The sequence below is a fragment of the Microtetraspora sp. AC03309 genome (assembly GCF_020826795.1).
Lineage (GTDB): Bacteria > Actinomycetota > Actinomycetes > Streptosporangiales > Streptosporangiaceae > Microtetraspora > Microtetraspora glauca.
Genome location: NZ_JADDIL010000176.1, coordinates 1 through 2601, shown reverse-complemented (window position 1 = coordinate 2601; position 2601 = coordinate 1). Strand labels below are relative to the sequence as shown.

Annotated in this window: 2 protein-coding genes; both read right to left on the bottom strand. The window is 62.7% G+C overall.

Annotation, left to right across the window (positions count from 1 at the left end; genetic code table 11):
* Nucleotides 1-1959: hypothetical protein (locus IMZ11_RS42025; protein ID WP_228649088.1), on the bottom strand; the 1959-nt coding region annotated here is incomplete at its 3' end.
* A 27-nt stretch (nucleotides 1960-1986) separates the two neighbouring features.
* Complete coding sequence (locus IMZ11_RS42020) at nucleotides 1987-2397, bottom strand: hypothetical protein (RefSeq protein ID WP_228649086.1); 411 nt, start codon at nucleotides 2395-2397, stop codon at nucleotides 1987-1989.
* Nucleotides 2398-2601: the final 204 nt, after the last annotated feature.

Below are 2601 nucleotides of genomic sequence, written 5' to 3'. Positions count from 1 at the left end.
CAGCGCCCGCGCTCGGTAGTCCAGGTCGGTGATGGAGAGGGCGATGGTTTCGGCGTGATCGAGGCGGTTCATGCGGGCCAGTGTTATTCCTAGCTGCGTGAGCGCCCGGGCTCGGTAGTACGGGTTGGTGATGAAGTGGGCGGTGGTTTCGGCGTGATCGAGGCGGCCTGTGCGGGCCAGTGCCGTCGCCAGTTCCGTCAGCGCCAGCGCTCGGTAGTACGGGTTGGTGATGGAGAGAGCGGTGGTTTCGGCGTGATCGAGGTGGTCTATGCGGGCCAGTGCCGTTACCAGCTGCGTGAGCGCCCGCGCTTGATAGTCCAGGTCGGTGATGGAGAGGGCGATGGTTTCGGCGTGATCGAGGTGGTCTATGCGGGCCAGTGCCGTTACCAGCTGCGTGAGCGCCTCGGCTTGGGCGTCCGGGTCGGTGATGGAGCGGGCGGTGGTTTCGGCGTGGCTGGCGATCAGGTGGGCGTGGTCGAGGTGGCTCCCATCAGCCAGTGCCACCACCAGCTGCGTCAGCGCCCGGACTCGGGCGTCCAAGTCACTGATAGAGCGGGCCAGAGCCTCAGCGCGGACAGGGTTGCCAAGCGTCACCCAGGCCGCGGGCAGGTCAATCGGGATATTCGCGTTGCGATCAGCCAGATGTTCCCGGGCGCGCGCCAGCAGTAGCATCACCGACAGATCAGGCGCATCGTGTTCACAAATGATGTTCTGGCAGGCCAGGATCTCCGCCAACGCAGCGGCATCCCCGCCACTGACCTCCAGCATCCGATCAAGCCGTGCCTGATCAGTCGCGCATGCCACCATCCGATCTAGATCACCAACAGAATTCAGCAGGCGATGGTAGCCCCGCAATAGATACTCCGGCGTGTCAGCCGGCCACTCCCGATTCCGATAACCTTCGGCCCACGCATGAATCCTGTTTCGGAACCCGTAGAGCTCGCTTCCGCTGAATGACTCCAGTGCAGTCATCTGCAACTCTTCATGTGCCAGCACGAAAACCTTCGCGCCAGCACCTGGCCGCCAGCGACTGTCCCGGCTACTGAACGTCCGCCCCGATACCGCCCGCAGCTGCTTTTCAACGTAACCAACAGCGGAATCGGTCAGATCCGCGAGGTCACTGATACTCAAACCACCGCCGGCGGCAACCAGAAGACCCAGCAAATCCCGTTCTGCTGGGCCTCCATCAAGCAGATACTCCAACTCGCGTAAAGCGTCATCACGAATGACCCGAGCCTCGGGGGAGGGTTCCAGCCAACGTTGGATACGCCGATCACGTAAAGGGTGCCGCGCGGGAACATCAGAAGGCACTGGCGGATTCGGCCGACCCGCCACCACCACCCGCAACCCTTCTGGCACTACCGCGGGTAGCAAAGCTGCGATGCTGTGTGCCTCCGGACCGACCGTCACCCCCCGATCCTCATCCAGCCCATCAACCACCAAGACCAGACGGTCACCTGCCTCCTGGCAAGCAAGCGTGGCATCCTTCAGTAACCGATTGAACCAGCCCTGCTGAGTCGAGGAATTCAACAGCGGCGGCAACGGCTGCCCCAGCAACTCCGCCAACTGCACCAACACCACGTCCAAGAATGCCTGACGATCACTCTGCCCGGCATACCGCGCAGTGATGAAGAACGACACCACACGCACCCCAGGCGGAGGCTTGAGCACGAACGTCGCCATCAACGCCGATTTACCCGCCCAGGCTGACCCCTGCCACCACACATACCCCTCGTCATCTCCACCCGCGCAGAATGCAGCCAGCTCCGCCAGCTCCGCCTCACGGCCGATCAGCGGCCAGGGGAAGATCTGCTCGACCTGATCCCGATAGACAGACCGAGCCAACGGCGTCGTATGAACATCCCCGATATGAATGCCCGAGTTGGCGTAGCCGCCAGGTCCTGCGCTGGCCATACCAGTCTGACGGGCAGCGCCCTTCCACTGCCCGCTCTCACCCATTGGACAGTCCCTTCAGTGGCTCGGCTCTCAGTCCAGCCGAATACCGGAGTTGGCATCCCCGCCACCGGACGCTTTGGCGTCTCCAGTCCGGTCCACGCGCAGCCGATCAGGTACCTCGTTCGCCTTCCCCGCGAATCCAGCGTTGGCACTGCCACTCCCTTGAGTGACCGCGCACCCAGTTTTGGACACGTGCACGCTCTTACCCCCCGGTCCCAAAGGCCATCCGGCCCAAACCGCGATCCCTACCGCGGCCAGGCCGGCCAAGGCCGAAACAGCAGTTGCGACCTTGTTCGCCGTATCCCACTGCATCAAGAAAAAGGCCAGCGCCAGAACAGCCACCACCAAAGCTGTCCCCACCAGTACCCACCGTCGAGCCGTCATCCTGGAATTGTCCAACACCAACGCAGCGCAATACATCACAATCTGCCGATCGATCATCTCTCGTGCACTTCAGCACGGAACTGGTGTTCCGCTCCCACACAAGAAACATCAGGTGCCCGGGCCTGGCGGCCCTGCGTTCCGGATCCGCTTGCCACCGGACGGCCAGAGCTCGATCTTGTTATGGGATCTGCTAACCTCGATCTTTCACGTCTATCCGGTGGCTGGCTGAGCGGTTCGGCTGGAGTTTGAAATCGGGGCCGT

Bases quoted from the DNA above. Each gene is read 5' to 3' on its own strand.
- IMZ11_RS42020 (WP_228649086.1), bottom strand. From the start codon at position 2,397: ATGATCGATCGGCAGATTGTGATGTATTGCGCTGCGTTGGTGTTGGAC.